At 47.7% G+C, this 25854-nt stretch carries 16 protein-coding genes and 1 other annotated feature (1 of these 17 only partly in view); of the genes, 14 read left to right on the top strand and 2 right to left on the bottom strand.

All coding sequences use genetic code 11. The features are described 5' to 3' along the window. Positions 1-158: a binding site (T-box leader), on the bottom strand (it extends 57 nt beyond the left edge of the window). An 87-nt stretch (positions 159-245) separates the two neighbouring features. Next, positions 246-1454, bottom strand: a complete 1209-nt coding sequence (locus MKY97_RS17750; protein WP_342551652.1) for a pyridoxal phosphate-dependent aminotransferase — start codon at positions 1452-1454, stop codon at positions 246-248. Positions 1455-1697: 243 nt separating this feature from the next. Between MKY97_RS17750 and MKY97_RS17745 the strand changes: the two genes are divergently transcribed. From MKY97_RS17745 to MKY97_RS17735, 3 genes are all read left to right on the top strand, one after another. Further along, on the top strand, positions 1698-2735 hold the full coding sequence (locus tag MKY97_RS17745) for an ABC transporter substrate-binding protein (protein ID WP_342551651.1): 1038 nt from the start codon (positions 1698-1700) through the stop codon (positions 2733-2735). A gap of 272 nt (positions 2736-3007) precedes the next feature. Continuing rightward, the gene (locus tag MKY97_RS17740; RefSeq protein ID WP_342551650.1) at positions 3008-4633 is read left to right on the top strand and encodes an AraC family transcriptional regulator; all 1626 of its coding nucleotides are present in this window, start codon (positions 3008-3010) and stop codon (positions 4631-4633) included. 69 nt (positions 4634-4702) lie between these two features. Next, positions 4703-5515 carry a carbon-nitrogen family hydrolase gene (locus tag MKY97_RS17735; protein ID WP_342551649.1) on the top strand — a complete coding sequence of 271 codons (813 nt, stop codon included), beginning with the start codon at positions 4703-4705 and terminating at the stop codon, positions 5513-5515. Between the two features lie 799 nt (positions 5516-6314). On the opposite strand, the gene MKY97_RS17730 is transcribed toward MKY97_RS17735, so the two are convergent. Next, a complete protein-coding gene (locus MKY97_RS17730; RefSeq protein ID WP_342551648.1) occupies positions 6315-7247 on the bottom strand; it encodes a LysR family transcriptional regulator in 933 nt (310 codons plus the stop codon). A 371-nt stretch (positions 7248-7618) separates the two neighbouring features. Between MKY97_RS17730 and leuC the strand changes: the two genes are divergently transcribed. The 11 genes from leuC (at position 7619) to MKY97_RS17675 (ending at position 25842) form a co-directional block, all read left to right on the top strand. Continuing rightward, positions 7619-9040, top strand: coding sequence for a 3-isopropylmalate dehydratase large subunit (gene leuC / locus MKY97_RS17725; RefSeq protein ID WP_342556375.1), 1422 nt, complete (start codon positions 7619-7621; stop codon positions 9038-9040). Between the two features lie 32 nt (positions 9041-9072). After that, positions 9073-9675, top strand: coding sequence for a 3-isopropylmalate dehydratase small subunit (gene leuD / locus MKY97_RS17720; RefSeq protein WP_342551647.1), 603 nt, complete (start codon positions 9073-9075; stop codon positions 9673-9675). A gap of 233 nt (positions 9676-9908) precedes the next feature. Then, positions 9909-11315, top strand: coding sequence for an N-acetylmuramoyl-L-alanine amidase family protein (locus MKY97_RS17715; RefSeq protein ID WP_342551646.1), 1407 nt, complete (start codon positions 9909-9911; stop codon positions 11313-11315). Positions 11316-11572: 257 nt separating this feature from the next. After that, on the top strand, positions 11573-12982 hold the full coding sequence (locus MKY97_RS17710; RefSeq protein ID WP_342551645.1) for an N-acetylmuramoyl-L-alanine amidase family protein: 1410 nt from the start codon (positions 11573-11575) through the stop codon (positions 12980-12982). A 34-nt stretch (positions 12983-13016) separates the two neighbouring features. After that, the gene (locus MKY97_RS17705) at positions 13017-13709 is read left to right on the top strand and encodes a GerMN domain-containing protein (RefSeq protein ID WP_342551644.1); all 693 of its coding nucleotides are present in this window, start codon (positions 13017-13019) and stop codon (positions 13707-13709) included. Positions 13710-13942: 233 nt separating this feature from the next. After that, complete coding sequence (locus tag MKY97_RS17700) at positions 13943-16681, top strand: S-layer homology domain-containing protein (RefSeq protein ID WP_342551643.1); 2739 nt, start codon at positions 13943-13945, stop codon at positions 16679-16681. Between the two features lie 98 nt (positions 16682-16779). Beyond that, the gene (nth, locus tag MKY97_RS17695; RefSeq protein ID WP_342551642.1) at positions 16780-17478 is read left to right on the top strand and encodes an endonuclease III; all 699 of its coding nucleotides are present in this window, start codon (positions 16780-16782) and stop codon (positions 17476-17478) included. Positions 17479-17498: 20 nt separating this feature from the next. Next, a complete protein-coding gene (locus MKY97_RS17690; RefSeq protein WP_090917088.1) occupies positions 17499-17771 on the top strand; it encodes an NAD/NADP transhydrogenase alpha subunit in 273 nt (90 codons plus the stop codon). A 389-nt stretch (positions 17772-18160) separates the two neighbouring features. Further along, on the top strand, positions 18161-21838 hold the full coding sequence (locus MKY97_RS17685) for a dynamin family protein (protein WP_342551641.1): 3678 nt from the start codon (positions 18161-18163) through the stop codon (positions 21836-21838). Positions 21839-22222: 384 nt separating this feature from the next. Continuing rightward, the gene (locus MKY97_RS17680; protein ID WP_342551640.1) at positions 22223-23995 is read left to right on the top strand and encodes an ABC transporter ATP-binding protein; all 1773 of its coding nucleotides are present in this window, start codon (positions 22223-22225) and stop codon (positions 23993-23995) included. Continuing rightward, positions 23992-25842: an ABC transporter ATP-binding protein gene (locus MKY97_RS17675; RefSeq protein ID WP_342551639.1), complete on the top strand. Its 1851-nt coding sequence runs from the start codon at positions 23992-23994 to the stop codon at positions 25840-25842. The genes MKY97_RS17680 and MKY97_RS17675 overlap by 4 nt, the downstream gene beginning before the upstream one ends. Positions 25843-25854 lie beyond the last annotated feature (12 nt).

Below are 25854 nucleotides of genomic sequence, written 5' to 3'. Positions count from 1 at the left end.
CCGGCTTCATGCCCTGTAACAGAAGGCACTGTCCTGTTCACAACAGGCCGCTCAGGGGTAGGTTTCGGAGAGAAGCCGCGGTAAATTCTTGCAGCCAGATGGAATTTACTCTCTGTGCGCAGCTGGTTCTCTCTTACTGGTCCCGTCATCACGTTTCGTTCTCATTATTTCTTATAACATACCATGGAAACTTGGCATATGCAAAGGGATTGTATTCACGTGTTTGCCAGAAGAAACCTCGAGGCTTACTTGAACAGATGAAGCTTGCCTATTCGCTCTGCCGCTTCACGCAGCCGGTGCTCATCACTCAGAAGACCTACACGTACATAACCTTCCCCATGGGAGCCAAAACCGATCCCAGGCGCGACAGCAACCTTTGCTTCTCGCAGCAATATGTCCGTCAAACCAGCAGATGTATAACCGTCAGGCACAGGCAGCCAGCCAAAAAATGAACCTTCCGGCTTAGATGCTTTCCAACCGATGTCGGAAAGGGCATCATAGAACGCATTTCGGCGGGATTCATACCGCGCAACCAGCGAAGTCACGCAATCCTGCGGGCCGGTCAGAGCTTCTGCCGCGGCAGCCTGGATACCACCAAAAAGGCTGACATAAATATGATCCTGCAGCAGATTGATTTTAGAGATGATCTCAGCATTTCCCAGTGCGAATCCAACACGCCATCCGGCCATATTATATGTTTTGGATAATGTATAAAATTCGACGCCAACCTCTTTGGCTCCCGGGGCTTGTAAAAAGCTGACCGGACGATGCCCGTCATATCCGATGGCACCGTATGCAAAATCACTGGCAACGACAATCTTATGCTGCATTGCGAATTCTACAGTGTCCTCATAGAAGGATAGCGGAGCCGCAGCTGAAGTCGGATTATTTGGATAGTTCAGGAACATCAGCTTGGCCTTTTGCCGGTCATCGGCAGAGATCGCTTCGTAATCGGGCAGAAATGCGTTGCCTTGCAGTAGAGGCATAAAGCTCATACGCGCCTGTGCGAGAGCAACACCAGACCAATAATCGGGATACCCGGGATCGGGAACCAGACATACATCCCCGGGATTCAATAAGACTTGCGGTAATTGAACCAGACCGGTTTTACCACCAAAAAGAATCGCGATTTCGGTCTCGGGATCCAAGTCAACGTTGTAATCTTCTTTGTAGCGCTTGGCAGCAGCTTCCTTTAGAAAGGCATACCCGCGAAACGGAGAGTATTTATGATAAAGCGGATTCTCAGCTGACTGCTGTAAGGATTGAATAATATGCGGTGGTGTAGGAGTATCGGGATTACCCTGCCCCAGATTGATGACATCATGACCGCTTGCAATCTCACGGTTCACATTTTGAACAAGGGTTGCAAAAAATTGCGTTGGCAGCTGAGACATGACATGTGCAGACGGGATTGGAAAGGCTGAAGAAGCAGGTCTATGTTCTGAATTCGTCATCGTATTTATCACTCCGGATATTCATTTATGGCAAAACGTTCTCATTAATTTATCACGCCAATCCCGAGCTGTATAGAGGGAGATAGAAGTGAGACAGGACATTTTGTACAAAAGAGAATTGGATCATTCAAGTTTGTCCATTGAGATCGGAAAAACGATAGTTTAAGATATTTTACGATAATGATAATCAATATCATTGTTATTCAAAAATCAGAAGCACATCTAACAGGGGGAGAAATAGAGATGCAAAGCAAGTTCCAAAACAAATTCCAAGACAAATTCCGAAATACGGCAGTTGTATTGACGGCCACAGCTTTATCTGTTCTGCTGCTCGCATGTGGAAATCAGACAACAGCACCAGCAGGGCCGGAAAATCAAACTGCTTCAGCGATAAACCAGGCAGGAGGAGGCACCGACAATGGGAAGCAGCTTGCGGCCGATGAGGGGAAAACAGTGCAGACAAAGCAGTTCAAAGATTGGACAGGTCATAATGTGACCGTGCCTGTCAATCCTGAACGTGTAATCTATCATGGAGAAGTGACCGGGGATTTGGTCGCGCTTGGCGTTATTCCGGTAGGCATACTCCGGCAGGAGGGTATGGTATTTGATGATCAGGTCGCTGATGCGACAGATGTAGGATTTCCTATAAGTGTAGAGAAAGTGCTCGGGCTGAACCCGGATTTGATTATTTTCTCGAATAGCGATGAGGCTCAGTACGATCAGATTTCGAAGATTGCACCTACGGTAACCTTTAATTCATTTGCACCACTGGAGGATCGGTTGAGAACTCTGGGCGATTTGTTAAACAAGAAACAAGAGGCTGAAGAATGGATTATTGCGAACAAAAAAGCTGCAGAGGACATGTGGAAGCAGCTTCATCAGAATGGTTTGAAAGAAGGAGAGACGGCATCGGTATTTACGATGTATCCGGGAAATCGTCTTTTTGTAATGGCTGGAGCGGGACTGCCTCAGCTGTTATATGGCAAAGATGGCCTGAAGCCTACACCTGAAGTTCAGAAGTTACTGGACGATGAGATGGGATTCGCCGAGATTTCTATGGAGAAGATGACAGAAATTGCAGGGGATCGGATATTCGTCCTTGACCCTGTAACGGATGACGCGAGAAAGTCGACCAGTGAATTACTAAACAGTTCCGTATGGAAAAACCTGCCTGCAGTTAAAGCTGGCAGAGTGTATCGCTTGGATATTGTCAAAGCTTCAGGTGATGCAATGTCGAGAGAATGGCTGCTGAAAGAGCTGCCAAAACAGATGATTTACTAAGGAATGATCATACGCGGCGGATACCAGGATAACGAATCTTCAGACTCCAATTGTACTGGACGAGATTTCAAATGAATGAAATATACAGAGAGCGTTCAACTTTTGTTGAGCGCTTTTATACTCTGTGGTCCCAGCTAAGCATGCGTCTTCCGGTCAGGGAGTTAACACAAATGGATCTGGAACAGTAAACAGCACTCGACTATAATAAATTCATAGAAGACTTTAGTGATAATAATTCTCATTGAATACCAGGCACCAAGAGGTGGATTTATATGAAGACAATAGATATGAATGGTGATGAGTTATTCTTCTCGGCTTTCATGTTTCGGCTGAATCATATACAGCAGCGAATCGAAATATCGGATCAGATTATGCTTGAGGTACAGTGTGATAAACATACATTTTTAATCTGTGAAGAAGGGGAAGCGTGCTTATTCATTGGAAAGGAACACTGGCCATTTGCTGCAGGATGTATCTATCCGATTTCCCCCGATGAGGCATACCAGCTTGAACACAGAAATTCAAAAGAATTAGCATATACGATTGTGAAATATGATGTGTTCCAATGGTTATCAACTCATATGCTGAAGTATGCAGGGCCCTTGTTCCCAAAACGGAATCAATTAAACGGTCCTGGGTCTCCCTCTTTCAACGGGGAACTTAAAGAATTATATGAGGCACGGAGTTATAGAAACGACGCTGAGTACAGTCACTTGAACACTTTGTTCCAACACTGGATGGAACGGATTATTACACTTTACTCGTCAACGGATACAGAGCCGTCTCAGGAATCCGGATTAGCCAGTACCATTCAGTACATCGATGAGCATTACTCCGAAGAGATTTCCGTCCAGAAGCTTGCCGCTATGGCCGGCATTCGTTCTGCTGCATACACGACAATGTTCAGACGGCGAACAGGACATAAACCGCTTGATTATGTTAATCATGTGCGTATCCAGCATGCCAAAGAATGGCTGCGCACGACGGATGATCCTTTGCGTGATATTGCGGGTCGTGTCGGATTCAAAGATGAGTATTATTTCAGCAGACGTTTTCGTCAGATTACCGGATTATCCCCACGACAGTATGACCGATCGATTCAGCAGCAGACGCTGGTCCAGGATTGGCTCGGGCATGATGTACTTATTCCTTCAAATCCGGAACGAGTGATCTATTTGGGTCACACTTCGGGAGACTTGCAAGTATTGGGTATTCGTCTGCTTGAAGATCAGAGGGCTGAGGCAGTTACTACAATTAATGTCGAAAGAGCCGCTCGTCTGGAGCCGGATCTAATCATTGTGGATAGTGGAGATCAGCATCTGTATGAACAATTATCATGTATTGCACCTACACTGGCTTACAATTCTCATGCATCTCTTACGGAGCGTGTGACCAGAGCCGGAAGCTGGTTTGGCAGACAGTTACAGGTCAAACGATGGCTCAGCTTGTATGAGAAGCGTACAGTACGGATGTGGGAGAAGATTGGCCGGGTGATTCAACAGGGTGAAACAGCCTCTGTGCTCACATACCATCGCGGAGAACGATTGTTTGTGATGGGGAACATAGGACTTGCGCCTTTCCTATATCACCCGCTTGGCTTCAGACCGGTTCATAAAGTGCAGGAAGCACTCGAAGCGGGAAGAGCATATAAAGAAATTTCGGCCGAAACCGTTCAGGAGTATGCTGGAGACCATCTTTTCCTCATGCTGCCTCAGGAGCCAGCTGCGCGGCAGGCCACAGATACGTTGATACAAAGTCCAGCGTGGCGAACGCTTGCAGCTGTAAAAAGAGGTCGTGTGTACCATTTGGACGAATTGCTCTGGAATTCAGGGGATGCCCAGACGTGTGATCGGCTGTTGGACAGGCTGCCTGAATTGCTAGTTGGACATTTGCATTAATACAGGTTGCGAATTTTCAGGGGATCAAGCTATGATATCAAGTATTACGGTTCGGAGGAGTGTTGGGTCATGACTGGACAACAAGGAGAAATGCGGGTTGCCTTGATTCAAGGTGATATTAAGCTGGGAGATCCGGAAGCTAACCATAAACATATGCAGATGCTGCTGGAACGTGCAGTGCAGCAGTATCCGGATGTGAAGCTGGCTGTGCTTCCCGAGATGTGGAACACCGGATATGCATTGTCGCAAATTCATGAACTTGCTGACGTGGAAGGTGTCACATCTAGAAAGTGGCTGTCTGCTTTTGCCAAAAAACATCATATCTCGATCATTGGCGGCTCTATTGCCGAGAAGCGTGACGGACAGATTTACAATACAATGTATGTCTACAATGAGGAAGGTGAAGAGGTATCGCGTTACGATAAACTTCACTTGTTCCAACTGATGGATGAGGAGAAATATTTGGAGCCAGGTGTACAGCCTGAAATGTTTGAGCTAGGCAATGGTCTGACTGCCGGGGCATCAATCTGTTATGACATTCGTTTCCCGGAACTAGCGCGAACACTTGCTCTAAATGGTGCGCGTGCACTTATTGTGCCAGCTGAATGGCCAAATCCGCGTCTGCATCACTGGCGCACACTGCTGACCGCTCGGGCTATCGAAAACCAGATGTATGTCATTGCTTGTAACCGCGTTGGCACAGGGGGAGATACTGAATTTTTTGGTCACTCTCTGATTATCGACCCATGGGGTGAGATTGTGTCTGAAGGCGGCGAAGGAGAAGAAATCGTATCTGGAGTGATCCGTCCAGCGCTGGTGGATGAAGTCCGCGGCCGTATTCCCGTGTTTGAGGATCGCCGACCAAGTATTTATTTTAAATGAAATCTTTAAAAAGATAACAAAAAAGATAGAATTTTTGTATAAACTGTTTATCGCTCCAGGAGGCGGGTAATAATAACTATCCCGTCACCAAGGAGGATGATCAATCAATGGACAACCATGTGAAAGATACGCTCAGGAGACTGGAACAAGGTAACAGAAGGGTAGATCATTTGAGAGCATTCTTAGAGAATGGGACAGGAGGCTTATCACCCCCTGAAACGGTAGAGGATGAAGGCCGTACCATGGATCAACAGAACAGGCTGACAAGTGATCGGAATTTGCGAAGGTAAGGTTTAGAACGATATTTGTTCAAATCAGGATAGTGTAGGGAATACCACGAAGTGAAGCTGTAATCAAATTGAATGACAAAGTTTCTGTGCAGTATGCAGAGGTCGAATCAGACATTTTAAATAAGATGATGTTTTGCAAGTTGACGAAGTCAAAAGAATGATCCAAGCTAAAAATGGACAAGCAACAGTGTACTGGAACAAGAGACGCTGCACTGCTTCGAAAGATAAGTTTGACGTATGATCATGACTGGCGTGAACACTTTCAACGTAGAAGAAGTTCTATGAAGAGTGATGTTCCAGGCAAAGTTCTGGAATGCAGTCACGCGGTTAAGTATTTGTTGTTGCAATGCAGCATTCAGGTTAATCAAAGAGGCCAGTCGGAAACGACTGGCCTCTTTGATTGTTTATAGACTGACATCGATAAGCAGTTCTGAACCGCGAAAGGGGTGCGGACAGCTTTTTCGCATTGGTTGTGAAACTTCTATGACGCTGATTCATCGTTGAAGGGGTTATCCCGATACCATATCAGCCTTGGACAGTTCGGTCACGGTTTGTTGAAATGTTTTGATGAAGGCTTCTGCTGCTTTGGAAAGTACTCTCCCTTGACGGTAAGCAACAACGAGGGTACGGCTCGGAGCCGGATCGGCAAGGGGAACATAAACAGGAACGAATTCACTGCGCGGCGCACGGGCGATAAACCGGGGAACCAAGGTGATACCCATGCCTGTGGCTACCAGCGATTGCAGGGTTTCAATGTTGGTGCTCTCAAAAACAACCTGAGGGTCAAAGCCAGCCTGTTCGCAGAGATCAAATGTCAGCTTGCGGAAGCCCTGTCCTTTTTTTAGTACAACAAAGGGTTCATCGCGAAGTTCATCTATACGTACAGGTTCCAGATGACCTGGTGTTCCCCGCTGGGCCAAAGGGTGATTGGGCGGTACAGCCAAATCAATGCGCTCCTCGCCAATTTTAACGTAAGATAAACTGGGTTCCTGCAGAGGTAGAGAAAGCAGGCTGAGATCAGCTTTGCCGCTGGCGGTTAATTTTTCAAGTGTAATACCGGAGTCCTCAAGCAGTGTAACCTCAATATCAGGGTAGGCTTGCTGAAAGGCCGGGAGTACATGCGGCAGCAGATGAGAGCCGGTGATCGGCATACTGCCTACCACAACCTTGCCTTTTCGAAGCTGTGAAATATCCGACATCTCCTGGCGCAGCAGTTCCATGGCATCCACAATCTTCTGGGCCTGCTCCACAAAAGTAACGCCTGCGTGAGTCAGCTCAACCGTGCTCGTATTCCGTTGAAACAGCAGTACGCCCAGTTCCTTTTCCAACTTGGACAGCTGCTGACTGAGGGATGGCTGGGCAATGTGCAGTTTCTCCGCGGCCCGTGAAAAGTTCCGTTCGGCTGCAATCTGCAGCGTATATTGAAGTTGTCTGAATTCCATTTGTACATGTCATTCCTTTCATCGATAACATTATTATATCATTAAAGCGGAAAAAGTCGTGATTTAACCCGCAGAACCTACGTTTTCACTCCATATTTATAAAAGAATGGTTCAAAGCATTGACATGGCGGATGCATACATCTACTATAAGAATTATATGATAATGATAATTGTTATCAATCAAAACCTCTGTGTGCAGCAGTGGTTTATTGCTGTTTGTCTTATTATAGGTTTAACCTATTACATCTATAGATATTATATCTTGGAACAATGAAGGACGGGGTGATATATTAATGTCATTCAAGAGCTTCACTTTTTAGACGGATACACGAGGCTCTTCCAAGGACCGAACTTATGATGAGGTGAAAATGATGAGTAAAAAAACGATGTTTGAGAAAATTTGGGAAAACCATGTGATTCATCAGGAAGAAGGAAAACCAAGCATCCTGTATATTGATCTGCATCTGGTGCATGAAGTAACATCCCCGCAGGCGTTTGAAGGACTTCGTCTGAGCGGTCGTAAAGTACGCCGTCCAGAGCTGACATTTGCAACAATGGACCACAACGTGCCAACGAAGGATCGTTTCAACATTACAGATCCGATCTCCAAACAGCAAATTGACACCCTATCTCAGAACTGCCGTGATTTCGGTGTGAAACTGTATGATCTGGACACGATCGATCAAGGCGTTGTACACGTTATGGGACCTGAGCTGGGCCTGACTCATCCGGGTAAAACGATTGTATGCGGCGACAGCCACACATCCACGCACGGCGCGTTTGGTGCACTGGCATTTGGTATCGGAACAAGTGAAGTGGAACACGTAATGGCTACTCAATGTTTGCAGCAGGCGAAAGCCAAAACGATGGAAGTTCGCTTTGTCGGCAAACGCAATCCGGGGGTAACGGCAAAAGATATGATTCTTGCGGTTATTGCCAAGTATGGCACAGATTTTGCAACAGGTTATGTTATCGAGTACACAGGTGAGTCTATCCGTGAACTGAGCATGGAAGAGCGTATGACGGTATGCAACATGTCTATTGAAGGCGGAGCAAGAGCGGGTATGATCGCACCAGACGAAACGACGTTTGAATATTTGCGTGGACGCGAATACGTGCCAGCGGGTGCGAAGTTCGACGAAGCTGTTGCAGCTTGGAAAGAGCTTGTAACAGATGAAGGCGCGGAGTTTGATCGCGTCGTTGAGATTGATGTGGAGTCCTTGATTCCGCAAGTAACTTGGGGCACAAGCCCGGGGATGGGAACAGATATTTCTTCGAAAGTTCCTGTACCTGCAGAGCTGCCTACTGAAAATGAACGTAAAGCTGCTGAGAAGGCTCTAGAATATATGGGACTCACTCCAGGAACGCCAATCTCCGAAATTCCGGTGGATTATGTCTTTATCGGTTCCTGCACAAACGGGCGGATTGAGGATCTTCGTGCAGCAGCAAAAGTTGCTAAAGGGCACACGGTTTCAAGTAATGTCACTGCTATTGTCGTACCTGGCTCCGGGCGTGTTAAAATTCAGGCAGAAAAAGAAGGTCTGGACAAAATCTTCACGGAAGCCGGTTTTGAATGGCGTGACGCTGGATGCAGCATGTGTCTCGCGATGAATCCAGACGTACTGCAGCCAGGACAGCGCTGCGCATCGACTTCCAACCGTAACTTTGAAGGTCGTCAAGGCCGCGGTGGACGTACGCATCTGGTTTCGCCAGCAATGGCAGCGGCAGCAGCGGTTAAGGGACATTTTGTAGACGTACGTGACTGGAATTTCAAAACAGAAGCGGTTATCTAACTTGAGAACGGCCAGAAGGGAGAACAGATAATATGGAAGCATTTAAAACACTGCAGGGCATCGTTGCACCGGTAGACCGGGTCAATGTAGATACAGACGCAATTATCCCGAAACAATTTTTGAAACGGATTGAACGTACCGGATTTGGACAATTTTTGTTCTACGAATGGCGTTTTGATGAAGAGGGGAATAACAATCCTTCCTTCGAAATGAATAAACCTCGTTATCAAGGGGCTTCGGTTCTGATTTCTCGTGCTAACTTTGGCTGCGGTTCTTCACGTGAGCATGCGCCTTGGGCGATCATGGACTATGGATTCCGTTGTGTCATTGCACCATCATTTGCGGATATCTTCTATAACAACTGTTTCAAAAACGGTATTCTGCCAATCAAGCTGTCGGAAGAGCAGGTCGAAGATCTGTTCCAGCGCACAGCAAATCATGAGAAATACGAGCTGAATGTGAATCTGGAAAATAAAACGATCACAGATGCATACGGACTGCATATCGATTTTGATTTGGATGAACACCGCCGTCAATTCCTGCTGCAGGGACTGGATGATATCGGTCTGACACTTCAGCATGATGATGAGATTACCGCTTATGAACAGCGTCACGCAGCCAAACTTTTTGGCTGATGAGCAGTTTAAATAAGGCCTCCATACGGCCAAGGAACACTTTGTTTCCTTGGCTCCGATGTGGAGGCTTTTTTATGCGGCTTTACGACTAAATATGACAACGTTGTAACCGGATCAATGGATAATATCTGATAGACTGGATAGTAGATTATGGCAGGTACATAACGTAAAACAGGCGTCGAAGCAGGACACAGATCGAACTTTCATAACTTAATAAGAATGGTGGATGACGTATGAAAAAATGGTCGGCAGCAGTCGTTTTTTTTCTGTTCCTTTGTCTTTTTCCGGTGATGGCTCATGCAGACCGTGCACCTTCGATCATGCTGGATGGAGTCGCCATCGATCAGAAGGCGGGTGCACCGGCGGAGAATATCGGCAAAACGGTTATGGTCCCGATTCGAATTGTATCCGAAAATCTGGGTTATGACGTGAAGTGGGAAAAGACCACTCAAACCGTGCACGTTCAGCGAGGCGGCAGTTCGATTGAAATGACTGCTGGGAAGGATGCGGCAACGGTTAATGGCACCGTGGTCAATCTGGACGCGCCTCCGCTGATCAAGCAGGGAACAACTCTGGTGCCTTTGCGTTTTGTAGGTGAAGGTATGGGCCTGCGGGTCGGCTGGGACAATGGAACCAAAACGGTCAGTTTGTTCAGCATCCCGCCCGTTGTGGATACGGTGCCCGATAGTGATCCGGTAGTGACTCCAGCTCCGGCTGGTTTGACCGAATTGCAAAGTATCAGCTTCAGCGGCGATCGCTTGATTGTGGCGACAAATGGAAGTATCAGTCCGAAAGTGTCCAGCATCAGCGGACCGGACCGAATCATCATTGACCTGCCCGATACCACCTTTTCACAGACTTTCGTGGACGGACAAGCCGCTGTACCAGACGGGAGCGGACAGATTGAAGTGGCCGATTCTTCTTTGGTTTCAAAAGTGCGATTCGCCATGTTCAGTCAGTCCCCATCCACCGTGCGAGTCGTTCTCGATTTGACTCAAAGCGCAGCAGCGAACTGGTCGCTCGGAGAGAAAAATGTGCTGCTCGTTGATCTCACAGCTGCAAACGGAACTTCGGGCAGCCAACCTGCACTGCCGGAAAATGACGGTAAAACAGTCGTTGTCATTGATCCTGGACATGGCGGGCGTCAGTCCGGTGCGGTCAGCGTAACAGGTGCCTATGAGAAAGATTTTAATCTGGCAGTAGGGCTTAAAGTGAAGGCGCTGTTGGAACAAAATACGAACATACAGACAGTCATAACACGTCAGGATGATACGGAACTCTCACTGCAGCAGCGAGTGGACATCGCCAAGCTGAACCAGGCCGATCTGTTTGTGTCGATACATGGGAACAAATTTACAACTCCTGTCCCGAACGGAATTGAAACACTCTACACGCGTAAAGAAAGCAGGACTCTTGCCGAGACACTTCACAAACATGTACTGCCTGTTACAGGACTTAAGGACCGCGGAGTTAAAGTAGCGAGCCTGCATGTGACTCGGGAAACAGCGATGCCTGCCGTGCTGCTTGAATTAGGGTTTTTAAGTAATCCATCCGATGAGGCACTTATGCTTTCAGAGTCATATCAGGATCAATGTGCTCAGGCGATTGTTGACGGAATTGCAGATTATTTAAGTTTGTAGAAGTCTTTTTTCGTAAATATGCAGATAGGGAAGCCCGTTGTTTCAAGATGCTTATTTGATAAATCAGGAAAAAATAAGACATTAAAATGTAAAAAAAGCTTGATCTGACAACGTTTTTTTTCTGTTATGTTGGAATATATTCGCAACTTTTGAGATTGGGAGGCGTCTAATAGGTGTCTGGTAATGCCCAAGTGTTCAGTGGAAGTTGCAAACTTGCAGCATGCGGCAAAAAAATATGAGATTGGTAGGGGTGAAGGATGAAGAAGTTCGGTTTTTTGGTACTGTTATTTGTCTTTGGGTTCGTTTTCCCGGGCTATAGTCATGCAGCAGCAGACACGAAAATTATCCTAGACGGGAATGAGATCGTACAGCCTTCGGGTGCGAAAGCGGAAAACATCAAAAGCAAGGTGATGGTCCCGATTCGTGTAGTTTCCGAGAGTCTGGGGTACTCCGTAGATTGGAAACAACAGTCGCAAACGGTGACGATTAGCAAAGACAACACTGCCATGCAGATGATTGTTGGACAGAAGACGGCAACAGTGAACGGCAGTAACGTAGACCTGGATGCCCCGCCCCTCGTTAAAAATGGTACGACATTAGTGCCTCTCCGTTTCATTGGAGAGCAAATGGGTCTTAAGGTGGGTTGGAACAATACCACAAAGACGGTAACATTAGTTACCCAGAATTCAGGTTCCGGAAACGGGACAACCACTCCTCCGAACGCTGGCAGTGATGGTGGAGGATCAGATCAGGAAGGTCTTGTACTGGTGAACGGCATCAGCTTCAGTGACAACCGTTTTTTGATTGCTACAAGCGGAAGTACAAAGCCGAACGTCTTCACGATGACAGGACCGGATCGAATTGTAATTGACCTGCCTAATACCGCGTTTGCTGATTCATTCGGTCAAGGACATGCACTGGACAGTAATCAGAATGGTCAGCTGGTTGTAAATGGTTATCCAGATGTGTCCCAAGTTCGTTATTCGTTGTTCAGTAACAGCCCTTCTACCATTCGATTTGTCATTGATTTGGCCGGTGCCAAAGGATACAGTGTACAAAACGATTCCGGGCTGGTTATGATTGATTTGAACAAAGAAAACGGCACACCTGCTCCGCCTGTCGGTAACAATGGCAAGAAGGTTGTCGTTATTGATGCCGGGCATGGTAACCAGGACCCTGGAGCGATTGGAGTTACGGGCAAAAGAGAAAAAGATTTCAATCTTGCTATGGCCTTAAAAGTAGATGCTCTTTTGAAAAAAGAATCTAAAATCGACGTTGTATTAACCCGCAGCGATGATACATTTCTCGCATTGAAAGAACGTGTGAAGGTTGCACAAAACATAAATGCAGATATCTTTGTCTCGATTCATGCGAACAGCGGACCAGTGGCGGCTTCGGGGGTAGAAACTTATTATTCCCGTTCAGTCAGCAAGGAATTGGCTAACATTATGCATAAGTATCTTGTGCAGTCTTCCGGACTGAAAGATCGAGGTGTAAAGATGGCCAGCCTGCATGTAACTCGTGAAACAACCATGCCTGCAGTGCTGCTGGAAGGAGGATTCCTCAGCAACAAAAGTGATGAGGCCATACTGTTTACAGAAAATTTCCAGAACAATGTAGCCAAAGGTATTGTTGCTGGAATCAAAGAGTATCTGGGAATTCAATAAGGGACAACCCTTATGCTGAGGAGGCGGAGTTAGAATGAACAAAAAAATATGGATCGCAGCTTTACTGGTAACGGTAATGGCGGCAGCTGCCGGATGTGGAAGTAAACCAACGGCTGCTCCGACTCAGACACAAGGTGCGGGATCAGAGACACAGACAGGGAACGGCGTTACAGAAGTAGACGGTCAGGTCATTACTGATCCTGCAACTGCTGGTTCCGAAGAAAACACAACACCATCCAACTCGGCGAACGGAAGCACGGAGGGAACAACATCTTCTGGTGAGACATCGAAATCGCCATCGACGGATAAACCTGCAGCTTCTGACAGCAAAGAGAAGAAGTCCATTGAAGTTTTCTATACCGATCCGGAGGAACTCGAACTGCATAAAGCGTCAGCTGAAATTACATTTGCATCAGAAGATGAAAAGTATAAAGAAGCTTTCGCGTCCCTGCAGCAGAGCAAAGATGATAAGTTCGTTCCACTGTGGTCCAAAGATATTGAGCTGAAATCAGTTCAATTTAAAGATGGAGCGCTGACGCTGGATATCCATATGCCGGATACGGCACGTCTTGGTGCAGGCGGCGAAGTGTTTGCACTGGATGCCTTGAAACAAACGTTTTTCCAGTTTAGCGAAGTGAAATCTCTCGATCTGCTGGTAGACGGGAAATCATCTGAAAGTTTGATGGGACATGTGGATCTTGAGCATCCAATGACAAGATCCAATTAGGGTGTGTCTGAAAACGCTGAAGCAAGCAGCTTTTGCCGGATTTTTCGTTCCCAGCCAGTTCGTTTACTTCAGGCGTGTCGGGGCACGTCAAGCGAAAGCGACGCAGCAGGGGGCGAAAAGGTGGTAAAAGATGCACTTCGGTGGGTTTCAAGACAAGCCCTTGTCTGTGCATCAAATGTGTTACCGTGGACTCACGGAATAAGGTCGTTTTACATGAGAGAGGGGAATCATAGGTGACTTTTAAATATAACCATCCATCACACTCTAAAAAAGTAGTATCAGCCGTGCTTGCAGGTATGATGGCCCTGAGCGTAGGCGGGGGTGCCATGGCGGCAGGCGAAACAGAAACGGGATCGAGCCAGAACGCGGCAGTAAACAGCACAGCTGCACCAGCGGGATTATTCAGTGATATCAATACTGGATATTGGGCTGAGAAGCATGTGTACAAGCTGGCGTATCAAGGTATTCTTCTCGGTAATAACGGCTTGTTCCGTCCGGGGGACGCGGTAACACAGCAGGAAGCGGTAACGATGGCGATTCGTTTTATGAATATGGAATCCCAAGTGAACACCACCACGGCAGCGGCATTACCGACAAATATGGAAGTGGGAAATTATTTCAAGCCATATGTGGCGCTTGCACTTCAATTGGGACTCGTAGATAAAACGGAAGAAGCAGCTGTCGATGTTTCCAAAGCATCATGGGGGCAGAAGCCGGCAACACGCGAATGGATCACCAAATTGTTAATCCGCTCGCTGAACAAAGATGCCGAAGCGAAGGCCCAAAATAATCAGTCTACAAGCTTTGCAGATAATGCAAGTATTTCCGACAGTGCCAAAGGGTATATAAATCTGGCTGTTAGTCTGGATCTGGCCAAAGGACTGGAAAACAACAAGTTCAATCCGACGGGTTCCGTAACCCGTGCGCAGCTTGCGACGTTTTTTAGCCGCGGTGAATCGTTGACGGATACCAAATATCCAAACACGGCGACGGGTTACGTTACCGGATTGAAGGATGGGCAGATCACGCTGGTTGTTGACGGAAAAGCTGTCAACTATGCAGTGAACAGCAGTACTCCTTACTTTACCAAAGATAGCGAAACACGTGCATCCGCATCGGATGTGAAGCTGTACACTAAAGTTCTTATTGTAGGTTCGGCGGGCTCTGCCTCCTATGTGGAGGTTGTTGATGCCAAACCTCAAGTGGAGAGCGTTGAAGGTACGTTTGCACGTTCGCTTTCAGGCAATAAAATCGGACTGTTCGTAGGCGAAAATTATGAAACATATTCTTATGATGAGAACACCGCTTTTATAGATCAAAATGGGAAAGCGATCAAACTGTCAGACATTACAGCAGACAGCACCATCGAAGTACAGCGCGAGACATTCTCGGCTGACAAAAAAACAGTTCTAGTGCAGGTGAAATCTGGAATTGTTAATAAAAGCGACAGCGGTGTTATTTCGGAAGTGGCTGCTTCCAGCAAAACCATCAAGCTGGTCAATGCTGCAGGTGCAGCAGAGCAGTATACGTACAATGATAACCTGATTATTCGTTATCAAAACCGTATTCTGTCCGCTGCTGATCTGAAGGCAGGCAGTTCCGTGAAGTATACCGTAAAAGATAATGTACTTCAGACGATTGAGCTTGCGCAGGGAGTTGAACAATCTGTTCGCGGAACGCTGGTTGAGATTGGTGGCAATCAGTCCACAGTGATGTTTAAACGTGATGGAGGTTCTCTTGAAGCAAAACTGCTGATTGAGAAGCCGGAAGTTATTATTAGCGGTATTCAGGAAGCATCGCTAAACGACTTGATTACAGACACGAATAATGGCGACAAGGTTGAGCTTACGTTAAACAGTGACGATCAGGTAACACGGATTCAAGTCATCGGACGGCAGATGGAGCCGCTGAACGGGGCTACGGTCGTATCTTACAACAGCAAAACAAAATTACTGACCGTATTGGATGCGAATAAAAAGCCATATGTATTTACACTGGATGACAAGACGAAAATGGACTATAATGCCTCGAAACCGACATTGGCAGGGCTGGAGTCTTTGTTAAATGACGGACGCAAACTGGATCTGACTTATGTCGGAACTCGTGCATTGACAGTGAAGGTTATTTACAAATATGAAGGAACAATCAGCAGTATCGATACTTCAAACCGAAAAATCAGTTTGTTATCTGGAAGCCAGACCATTACTGTCCCTTACACAACGGCGCCTGCGGTTGAAATGTACAACAAATCTAATGGGGGCCTGTCTGATTTGAAGATTGGCGATAATGTTACCATTACCCTCGGATCAAATCAGGATGTGGTGCAGAAAATTGCCCTGAAAACGGCAGCTCAGTTTGAAATTGTTGGTGTAGAAACGAATGGCCGGGTCCGGGTGAAGTCGGATCTGCTTTCCAGCCAGTTCTACTTTGATCAGGCGGTGCTGACAAGCGAAAGTGGACAAACGATTACGACATCCCAGCTGATCGCAGGTCAATTGATTAACGTGACATTTGAAGGAATAACGCCAAAAGCGGTGCAGGTGGTAAAACGCACTTTGGCGGAAGTTACTGCAGTTGATGGTACTTCGGTTACACTGAAACAGTTTAACGGCTCGACAGAAAAAATGTCTGTGAGCGGTCCTGTAAAAGTGCTGAAAGCCGGCTCGACATTAACTTCTTTGACTAACTTGACGGTTGGTGATCGAGTTGAAATGACAAAGGATACGGATAACTCCACACGTTTCAGAGTGCTTACTGTGATGAGCAAGCAGTTCTGGTCTTATGATGGCGTGGGCAACCAGATCCTGGTTAAACGTGAAACAACCACAGACACAAACTATCGTTTTGCACTGGGTTCCAATGTATTTGTTCACCAGGGTGACAATACTTTAAGCGTGCAATCTCTCAGAGATAATGATAATATTGTATTGTATCTCTTGAACAATGTAGTATTCGAGATTTCAAAACAGTAATCGTTTCTTTTCGAGGATCAAAAGAATGACCGTCTTGATACGGGATCTTTCCCGCATCAAGACGTTTTTTTTGCAAGCTTTTTGGGAGGTAGCTCTTCATGAATGCAGCGACGGTAAGGCATATACTCGAAACAATGGAAGCCATGTTTCCTGATGCACATTGCGAATTAAATCACAGCAATGCATTTGAATTGACGGTAGCGGTTCTTTTATCTGCACAGTGCACTGATGAAACGGTGAACAAAGTTACTGCAGATTTGTTTCAAAAGTACAAAAGCCCGGCAGATTATTTGGCAGTTCCTCTCGAGGAACTGGAGCAGGATATTCGCCGAATCGGATTGTACCGAAACAAGGCCAAGCATATTCAGAACATGTGCCGAATTTTAATAGAGCAGTATGGCGGTGATGTACCGCAGGAACATGATCAGCTTGTCACTCTTCCAGGGGTTGGGCGAAAAACTGCGAATGTTGTCGTTTCAAATGCGTTTGGAGTACCGGCAATCGCTGTAGATACTCACGTAGAACGCGTGTCGAAGAGACTTGGACTCGCTGGCTGGGATGACTCCGTACTTGAAGTCGAGAAGAAACTGATGAAGCGCGTACCCCGGGATGAATGGACTTTGACTCATCACCGGTTTATATTTTTTGGACGCTACCATTGCAAGGCTCAAAACCCCCAATGTCATATTTGTCCGCTCCTGGACATATGTAGGGAAGGGAAAAAACGTATGAAAACGTCCCAGATCAGGAAAGATAAGGAACGTGTCACCACCCGAAAACCAAAATTAAATTCATAAGCAGAAAAGGATGAATAACCATGAAATGCATTTCCGTGTACACTGACAATTTTGAAGCCTTCTCCGATATTTTCGAGCAGATCGTTGAGCAGGAAATGGCTGAGAACGAAGAAAAAGAAGTTGAAGGCATTACGGTAAGCCATTCTGGTGACGTACCTGAGCATTACCTGGAGCGTATGTCCACAAAGCCAGAGGTTGTTGTGATGAGAGATAAAGGCAGAGGCATTACGATTCTGCAGCATGGTCAAGTTTTCGAAATTCTGCTGCCTACGATGGAGAACGCAGTATCTTAAGTTTTGAAAAACCTTAACCTATGATCAGGAACCTGGCTGCATCGACACTCCGACAAGATGACAGCATGGATAACATCTTTTGCATGTCATGCAGCCAGTTACTTGATGATAAACATTCTCGATTGTATATGGGAGTTATAAGAATGATCAGGATAAAACCGACAGGATCGGTTTTATTTTTTTATAGATACATATTGGATGAACCATTCACACGAATCATCTCGAATTGAACTTATATTGATCTGGAATCCATCTACATGCAGATTCGAGGGAAATCGTTCAAATTCAAACCTGATAATGTTAAACTGTATGTTAATTAAATGATATACATTAGAGATTGACGCCCGAAAACGGATGTCAAATTAGAGGAGCCAGGAGGAAGGCCAGTCATGTCCAGAACAGATTACCCAGCAGCAATGGCCGCACCTTTGTTACCACTGCGTGAAGCAATGAAGCAGACAGAGGACCATACAGCTGTAGAAGCGTTAACGGATTTGATAAGCAAGGCAGAAACGAAGCATCTGACGATTGCGTTTTGTGGACATTTCTCGGCAGGCAAGTCAAGTTTGATCAACAGCCTGTGCGGTAAACGGGTGCTTCCATCGAGTCCTGTGCCTACCAGTGCCAATGTTGTGGCCATACGCAATGGCGAGCCGAGAGCAGTTATTTATACATCACCTAACGTAAGCGCTGACAATAAAGCAGGCACGTTGGAGGTTTCCCCCGAGGAGCTGGAGGCGTATTGTAAAAACGGCGGGGCGTACAGCTCCATTGAAGTATGGGATTATATTCCGCTGCTGGGGGATGAAGCAGTGCTTCTGGATACGCCGGGAGTGGATTCTACCGATCGCGGGCACAGCCTCGCCACGCATTCAGCACTTCATCTTGCAGATGTAGTGTTCTATATAATGGATTATAATCATGTTCAGTCGGAGACGAATCTCTCTTTTGCTAAAAGTTTGTCCGACTGGGGGAAACCGCTGTTTCTGATTGTGAATCAGATTGACAAACATCGGGAACGTGAGCTTTCCTTTGATCAGTATGTGCAGGGAGTAGAAGCGATTTTTGCTGCATGGGAAGTGCGCTATGACGGCCTGATGTTTACGTCCTTACGGGACCAGCAGCATCGATATAATCAGTGGCCGCAGCTTCCGGATCTTATGACGCAGCTGATGAAGAACAAAGAAGAGCTGATCTCGCACAGTTTGGCAAGTTCGGCCAGTCATATTACGGAGCAGCATTTGATCCGTGAGGCAGGGAAAAGGGAAGATGAAGAAGCAGCGCTGCTGGAGGAAATTGGCGGGCAAGAGGGGATTGAACGATTGGAACGTGAGCTTGCGCTCCTGGACGAACAATCGGCAGAGCTTCAGAACAGACCTTCGCAAATCCGTGAGAAATTCAGAGCAGAGGTGGATTCGCTGCTTACCAACGCAAATCTTACCCCGGCAGATATTCGTACTTCGGCCGCTAATTACTTGGAGAGCCGCAAGCCTGGTTTTCGGGTGGGACTGCTGTTCTCAGGCGGTAAAACCGAACAGGAGAAGCAGCGCCGGGCTTCCGAACTGGTGAAACTGCTTCAGGACCAGACTTCCAGCCAAGTGGAGGTACATATCCGCACGATGCTCAGACAGCTGGGGGAGGCCTATCAAGTATGGGATGCAGCGTGGGAGCAGGCACTTAACACAGAGCTGCCTGCAATAGATGAAGAACTGCTTGAACTGAAACGAAGTGCGAGTGCAGAACTGTCGCCGGAGTATGTGCTGCAGTTCAGCAAAGATGTCCGGGGCGAGATTGAGGCCCGGTACCGCAGGTCGGCCATGCTGCTGGCCGACCGCATCCTGGAAGCACTGGCTGCGCAGGGCGAAGCCGCGCTCCAGGCGCTGGACGCCAGCCGCGCAGCGCTGCTGGCGCAATCCGCGGCGGCGGCGCGCTATACAGCGCTCCAGCGCGCCGCCGCCGAAGAGGCAGCACGGCTGCGCAGCCTGCTGCCTCCTGCGGGCCCCCTCCCCTCCGGGCTGCTGCCGGAGGTGAAGGGCCCGCATGTGCCCGCGCCTGAACCGGGCGAAGCTCCCGGTTCGCAGGCGGGCACATCCGCGTCTGTGGCGGCGCAGCCGCAGACGCAGACGCAGGCCCCTGTGCCGCCGCGCACAGCAGCGGCGCAGGGCGCATCTCCGGCGGCTGGCGCTGAACGCCGCCGGCGCCTGGACGCAGCAGCGGAACGGCTGGAAGCCGCTGCTGCGCTGGTGGAGCCGTACCCCGCCATGGGGTCGGCGGTACGGGATTTGCGTGCACGCGCGGCTTCGCTTGCGGGGGGCACGTTTACTCTCGCCCTGTTCGGTGCGTTCAGCGCGGGCAAATCCTCCTTCGCCAACGCATTGCTGGGCGAAGCCGTCTTACCGGTATCGCCGCATCCAACAACAGCGGCGATCAACCGCATTATGGCTCCAGCCGGCGGCGCGGAGCATGGCACTGCCCGGGTCCGGATGAAGACCCGGGAGGCCTTTCAGGAAGATCTTGCTTACTCCTTCCGTCTGCTTGGGCTTGGAGAGCCGGGCGCAGAGTGGCAGAAGCGGGTAAAATCGCTCACGCCGCAGGATGTGCACCCGGCAGGACGTCCGCATTACAGCTTTTTGCAGGCAGCAGCGGCTGGCTGGGAGGAAACAGCGGACCAGCTCGGGCAGGATGTGCAGGTAGACTTGAACGGGTATCGCCATTTTGTAGCCAACGAGAAGAAATCCTGCTTTGTCGATTCGATTGATTTGTATTACAGCTGTGATGTGACAGAACAGGGCATCGTGCTGGTGGATACACCGGGAGCCGATTCGGTCAATGCCCGGCATACAGGGGTAACGTTCAATTATATGAAAAATGCCGATGCACTGATTTTTGTGACGTATTATAATCACGCCTTCTCTCAGGGAGATCGGCAGTTCCTGAACCAACTCGGTCGCGTCAAAGACAGCTCCGCCATGGATCAGATGTTCTTTGTCGTGAATGCGAGTGACTTATCCTCTTCGGACGAAGAATTGGAGCAGGTGCTCGATCATGTAGGGACAGAATTGCGGAAAAACGGCATTCGCTCGCCGCGTCTTTTCCCGGTATCCAGCATGCTGGCTATGGAAGGTAAAATGGAAGGCAGCGCTGATCTGCTGCAGCAATCCGGATTTATTCGTTTTGAAGAAGAGTTTAATCGTTTTGCAGGCAGGGAACTGGCTGATTTGGCGGTGGGTGGGGCTTCTGACGAGATGGCTCGTGTCATTCAGCGGTTAACACAGCGTGCAGCGGATGCGGCACAGGGGGAAGAAACACTGCGTCGGCGGCGAGATGAGCTGGGCATGATCTCGGATCAGTCACGTCTGCGGATTGAGCGATTGGCACAGCGCTCGATGAAAGAAGAGCTGTCACAGGAAACGAATGAGCTGCTTTTCCATGTGAGACAGCGTCTCGCTTTTCGGTTCGGTCAGTTTATGGCAGAAGCTTTCCACCCCTCGGTACTGCGAGAGGATCAGGGTAATCTGAAGACCGCTTTCGCAGCCTGCGGCCGTGAACTGCTGCGCATGATCGGCATCGAGCTTGAGCAGGAATTGCTCGCAACAACACTTCGATTAGAGCAGACGGGACACGGCTGGGCAGCAAAGCAAGTTACGGAATGTATTAATGAAATAAAACAGCTGACAGGTGGTATTGACTTGTCCTTGACACTGGATGAGAAATGGAGCACACCTGTACTAGACGAAATCCGGCTTGAAGAACCGTCGGATTGGAAAAACTACTGGAGTTACTTCCGCAATCCGAAGCAGTTCTTTGAAGGAGATGGACGTCAGCGCCTTCAGGATGCACTTGAGCCCGTTCTCAAACAGATGATTATTGAAGTGCTTCCAGCATCAGAACAAAAGCTGGTGCAGTTTTATGATACACAGGTTCATCAATCTGTACAGCATTACTCCCGTCAGCTCACCGAAAGGCTGGAAGAAGCGGTTAACGGCATACAGGATACGCTTGAAAGTGGAATCCCGGCGGAGCAGTGGATAGCTTTGTCCGAACAGCTTGAACAATTGCAGGAATAGATGGTATGGAGTTTGCACCATCGTTTGAATCTTCTGGCAGGTGATGCGGTATTTTGCTTCAAAGCTGGTTGAGTATGCAAAAATTTTGGAAACGTTTGTAAAATAATTGAGTTATTCCGCAACTTTTTGAAAAGGTTGCGAAAAACCATCAAAAAAGGCTCCCGCCGTAAAGGTATATGGGGAGCCTTTTTTTGGTATGAACAACCTGAAATAAAGAGAATATTCAAACATTTGATTGAAAGTCGGGTATTGGCGTCCGTTAATGCGATAATAAGCTGAAAGCAGCCTGAATATGGTCTAATATTCGCTTTGCCGCGAATGGGGGACGGTGATAAACTTCATAAATGTTCACATCATTTAACGCAACCTTAGAGGAGGAGAAACATGGATGTTCTTAGGCAGCTGCAAACCTATTTTTGGGAGAAGAGAACGTATTTACTGGTATCGATCTTGTTCCTCGCCTTAGCGACCGCACTTGGATTGGTCTATCCGAACCTGCTGCGAATTCTGATCGATGACGTCATTATTCCCCGCAATTTTGAAGACGTTCCCATGCTTGCCCTGACGGTGTTAGGCGTCGTCATTTTGAAAGCGGGCATGCAGTTTTTACACGGTTTCTTTGGAGGGCGGCTTGGTAATTATTTAGCTTACCGTCTGCGCAACGCATGTTATGAAAAGCTTCAATTTTTATCCTTCCGTTATTATGATACGGCCAAAACAGGTGATCTGATGTCCCGCCTCACGGGAGACTTGGAGGCCATCCGTAACTTTATCGGATTTGGTTTCGCCCAGATTCTCAACATGGTTCTCATGGTCGTATTCGGCGCAATCATGATGATGACGATGAGCTGGCAGTTAACACTGCTGACACTCGTCTGTATTCCACTGCTCGCCTTTGTTGCGCTTCGATTCGAATCCAGAATTCATCCCGCATTTCAGGAAATGCGGCTGGCATTAAGCTCACTAACAACAGCAGTGCAGGAGAACATTACAGGTGTTCGGACGGTGAAATCGTTTGCACGCGAGCCTTATGAAGTGGAGAAGTTCTCTACAAGGAATGAACGTTACAAAACAAATCAGATCCATGCTGCCACGTTGTGGAGCCGCTATTTTCCGATTATGGAGATTCTGGCTTCAGTAAGTGTTGTACTGCTGCTTGTCATCGGTGGACGAATGGTCATCCAGCAAACGCTTACCCTGGGTCAACTCGTTGCTTTTTTCAGTTTGATCTGGTACATAATCGGGCCGATGTGGGGTCTGGGATTTCATATCAATAACTATACGCAGTCCAAAGCTTCAGGTGAACGTGTTCTTGAACTGCTGAATACCCCTGTTGACGTGCAAGAGACCGAAGACCCGGTTATTGTGGAAGCGGAACAGGTGAAAGGTCATGTGACCTTCGAATCGGTAACCTTTGCATACGGCAACAAAATGCCTGCCGTGACAGATATTAATTTTGATGCTCCGCCCGGTTCTGTAATCGGTTTCCTTGGTGGAACAGGCTCAGGTAAGTCGACCATTATTCAGCTTTTGATGCGGGCCTATAATGTTAATTCCGGCTCGATCAAACTCGATGGCAGAAACATCAAAGACATGGGCATTCGCAGTTTACGAAGTCAGATTGCCTCTGTGTTTCAGGAAACCTTCCTGTTCTCTTCCAGTATTCGCAACAACATCTCTTACGGACTGAAAAATGTCACGATGGATGAGATTATCCGTGCAGCCAAGCTGGCGAAAGCGCATGACTTCATTATGGAGTTTCCCGAAGGATATGATACCGTCGTCGGTGAACGCGGGATGGGGTTGTCGGGAGGACAGAAACAGCGGATTGCCATTGCAAGGGCACTGCTGAAAAATCCAAAAATCCTTGTGCTTGATGATGCTACCAGCGCTGTCGATATGGAAACCGAGCATGAGATTCAATCAGGCTTCCAGGAAGTAATGCGCGGCCGCACAACATTTATTATCGCACACCGTATTTCTTCATTGCGGCACGCAGATGAAATATTGGTGCTGGATGAAGGCCGTGTAGTACAGCGCGGTAAACATACCGAGCTGATCCAGGTGCCGGGACCTTATCAGGATGTTTATAAAATTCAATATGCAGACTACATTGCCCGCGACAAGCGGGAGGTTGGGGAGCAGGTGAACTCATGAGTGCCGAAACACTAACAGACAGGCGCGAGGTCAAGGAGACCTCTGACAAAAAACTGAATGAACGATTTGTTTATCAGGATGATGAAGTGATAGAGAAACCGTTTAACTGGCAGGAATTCGGACGACTGTTTGCGTACATGAAACCGTATGCCAGGCAGCTCCTGCCGCTCGTCATTCTGATGATGATTCTTGGAACCATAACGAAATTGTCTGTACCTTTCCTGATCAGTCTTGCGATAGACAGAGCCATTGCACCGCAAAACGGGGTACCCAGCTTAACACTGCTGTACCTGATTGCCGGTTCGATCCTGCTCTTGTATCTCATTCAGTGGGCAGCTAACACATATCGGATCAAACTGACCAATATTATAGGTCAGCGGGTGATTTACGATCTTCGTTCAGACTTGTTCAAACATATTCAGAAGCTGTCCTTTAACTTTTTTGACAAAAGACCTGCAGGCTCGGTGCTTGTACGTGTAACAAATGATATTAACTCGCTGCAGGATTTGTTCACGAATGGTGCAGTCAACGTCATGATCGACTGTGTGCAGCTGCTCGGAATTATAGTCATTCTCTTGTTAATCAATTGGAAACTCGGCCTCGCGGTCATTATTACAGTGCCGATTATGTTCATTATATCGACCAAACTGCGGGTGCTGATCCGCCGGGCATGGCAGGATGTGCGTATGAAGAACTCACGGATTAACTCTCACTTGAATGAATCCATTCAAGGAATCCGGGTAACGCAGGCATATACGCAGGAAAAAGAAAACATGAAATATTTCGACAACATGAACATGTCCAGCAAAAAGTCCTGGGACAGAGCTTCAGCGATGAACCAGGGATTCGGTCCTTTGATTGAAATCACAGGTGGGTTCGGAACGTTGATTCTGTTCTGGTATGGTGCACATCTTATTCAAAATGAAATGCTGACTGTGGGTCTGCTTGTTGCCTTCGCCAACTATGTCGGTAACTTCTGGGACCCGATCAACCGTCTCGGACAAATGTACAATCAGCTGCTGGTCGCGATGGCATCGTCTGAACGAATCTTTGAATTCATGGATGAGAAGCCAAATATCGCGGATAAACCGGGAGCTAAGCCGCTTCCTTCTATTAAAGGGGATATCGTATTTGATAATGTCGTCTTTGAGTACGAAAAAGGGAGACAGGCGCTGAAAGGAATCAGTTTTTCCGCGGCAGCCGGGCAGTCCATTGCCCTTGTCGGTCATACAGGTTCCGGTAAGAGTACGATTATCAATCTGATCAGCCGTTTCTATGACATCACGGAAGGACGACTGACCATCGATGGACATGATGTGCGTGATGTTACTGTAGAAAGCCTGCGCAGTCAGATCAGCATCGTGCTGCAGGATACATTTATTTTCTCGGGAACGATCCGGGATAATATCCGATTCGGACGACTGGATGCGACGAATGAAGAGGTTGAAGAAGCGGCGAAAGCCGTTAACGCTCACGAGTTTATTATGAAGCTGCCTGGCGGATATGACACCGAGGTAGAAGAGCGAGGGAACGTCCTGTCTATGGGGCAAAGACAGCTGTTATCCTTTGCCCGGGCGCTGCTCGCCGATCCGCGTATTCTGATTCTGGATGAAGCTACAGCCAGCATCGATACCGAGACCGAGCTGAAAATTCAGGAAGCCCTTAAGGTGCTGCTCAAGGGACGGACGTCCTTTATGGTTGCTCACCGGCTGTCTACGATCCGTAATGCGGATAATATTATCGTATTGGATCATGGAGAGATCAAGGAAGAAGGGAATCATGAACAGCTGATTGAGAAACAAGGGGTGTACAACGGTTTAATTGAAGCGCAGTATCGTTTCTTATAAAGCAAAGATATA

Source organism: Paenibacillus sp. FSL R7-0652 (genome assembly GCF_038595045.1).
Lineage (GTDB): Bacteria > Bacillota > Bacilli > Paenibacillales > Paenibacillaceae > Paenibacillus.
This window is presented reverse-complemented; position numbering and strand designations above follow the sequence as displayed.

What these genes read in the sequence shown, in the direction of transcription:
- MKY97_RS17750 (WP_342551652.1), bottom strand. Translation starts at nt 1,454, where the DNA reads ATGACGAATTCAGAACATAGACCTGCTTCTTCAGCCTTTCCAATCCCG.
- MKY97_RS17745 (WP_342551651.1), top strand. Translation starts at nt 1,698, where the DNA reads ATGCAAAGCAAGTTCCAAAACAAATTCCAAGACAAATTCCGAAATACG.
- MKY97_RS17740 (WP_342551650.1), top strand. Translation starts at nt 3,008, where the DNA reads ATGAAGACAATAGATATGAATGGTGATGAGTTATTCTTCTCGGCTTTC.
- MKY97_RS17735 (WP_342551649.1), top strand. Translation starts at nt 4,703, where the DNA reads ATGACTGGACAACAAGGAGAAATGCGGGTTGCCTTGATTCAAGGTGAT.
- MKY97_RS17730 (WP_342551648.1), bottom strand. Translation starts at nt 7,247, where the DNA reads ATGGAATTCAGACAACTTCAATATACGCTGCAGATTGCAGCCGAACGG.
- leuC (WP_342556375.1), top strand. Translation starts at nt 7,619, where the DNA reads ATGAGTAAAAAAACGATGTTTGAGAAAATTTGGGAAAACCATGTGATT.
- leuD (WP_342551647.1), top strand. Translation starts at nt 9,073, where the DNA reads ATGGAAGCATTTAAAACACTGCAGGGCATCGTTGCACCGGTAGACCGG.
- MKY97_RS17715 (WP_342551646.1), top strand. Translation starts at nt 9,909, where the DNA reads ATGAAAAAATGGTCGGCAGCAGTCGTTTTTTTTCTGTTCCTTTGTCTT.
- MKY97_RS17710 (WP_342551645.1), top strand. Translation starts at nt 11,573, where the DNA reads ATGAAGAAGTTCGGTTTTTTGGTACTGTTATTTGTCTTTGGGTTCGTT.
- MKY97_RS17705 (WP_342551644.1), top strand. Translation starts at nt 13,017, where the DNA reads ATGAACAAAAAAATATGGATCGCAGCTTTACTGGTAACGGTAATGGCG.
- nth (WP_342551642.1), top strand. Translation starts at nt 16,780, where the DNA reads ATGAATGCAGCGACGGTAAGGCATATACTCGAAACAATGGAAGCCATG.
- MKY97_RS17690 (WP_090917088.1), top strand. Translation starts at nt 17,499, where the DNA reads ATGAAATGCATTTCCGTGTACACTGACAATTTTGAAGCCTTCTCCGAT.
- MKY97_RS17685 (WP_342551641.1), top strand. Translation starts at nt 18,161, where the DNA reads ATGTCCAGAACAGATTACCCAGCAGCAATGGCCGCACCTTTGTTACCA.
- MKY97_RS17680 (WP_342551640.1), top strand. Translation starts at nt 22,223, where the DNA reads ATGGATGTTCTTAGGCAGCTGCAAACCTATTTTTGGGAGAAGAGAACG.
- MKY97_RS17675 (WP_342551639.1), top strand. Translation starts at nt 23,992, where the DNA reads ATGAGTGCCGAAACACTAACAGACAGGCGCGAGGTCAAGGAGACCTCT.